We start from the raw sequence: 958 nt of genomic DNA on the forward strand, positions 1-958 counted from the left end.
TCAACACGCTCTCTTGCTCCAGCGCAAGTATTTAACCGGGCTGTTCTCCTGATGCTCGGCGAAGCCGAGCCAAGAGGGAAGCAACCGGAGGAGAGAGAGGCGGACGCCGAGCGCCCGCACCCTCACTCAGCGGCCACGGGACTAGCTGTTTTTTCTTTTTTCAGCGGCTTCCACCGGACAGCACCGGCTAGCTTTCGGACCCGTCGGAGGCGGCCTCGTCTTCATTGGGCCACTCCGCCGGAGGCGGTCCAAGGATCTTGCGAGCAGCTTTGGTGGTGAGCCATGCGAAGGTCCGGTTGCCACCAGCGCCCACAACCACTCCGATTGCGAGCGGAATCTGCTTTCCAAGCACTAGAACACCCTGCTTCGTTCCCCATTTGGTGATGAAGCGCGGACCGAGCACGTTGTTCGCCGCGTTCACGACAGACATCGGGATCGCTTTGACGATGCGCTTACCCCAATGCGGAACGGTTCGGCCAAGGAGCGGTCGGAGCACGCTAGTGGCGGTGCTGTCGCCCACCAAAACAGCCGTAACCAGCAGCTGTCGCCGCTCGTGATCCTCCAGATCGACGCCGTACACCTCTGCCACCGTGAGTGCATAAAGCACCGAAGCCTCGAGGAAGGTCAGGAGGTCAACGAGCGTAACCGGTAGCTGGACAGCGAAGTTCGGAACGATGGCGGCCGCACCCGTGCCTGCACCAGTCACGGTGACAGTGTTCAGGTAGTAGGCATTCAGGTGCGCGACCATCTCGGTCGGTGTCTTGTCAGGATGCACGCGACGTAGCCGAGCCACTGTGGACTGGGCGACGGGGTATTGAGCAGTGAGCGCCTTCTTCAAACCAGCCTGGATCAGTGCTTTGGGGTCTCGCTCAGCGGGTTCGCTCATGAGGCGAGCTTGGCAGACATCTTGATCAAAGCGCGAGATCGCAACGCTACGTGTCAGGATCAAGCTTAAGGG

1 protein-coding gene is annotated in these 958 nt (G+C 60.6%); it reads right to left on the minus strand.

Annotation, left to right across the window (positions count from 1 at the left end; translation table 11 throughout):
- Positions 1-187: 187 nt before the first annotated feature.
- The coding region (locus DC432_RS16100; RefSeq protein WP_207770866.1) for a hypothetical protein at positions 188-958 on the minus strand (771 nt) is incomplete at its 5' end.

The organism is Microbacterium testaceum (assembly GCF_003075375.1).
GTDB classification, from domain to species: Bacteria; Actinomycetota; Actinomycetes; order Actinomycetales; family Microbacteriaceae; genus Microbacterium; species Microbacterium testaceum_E.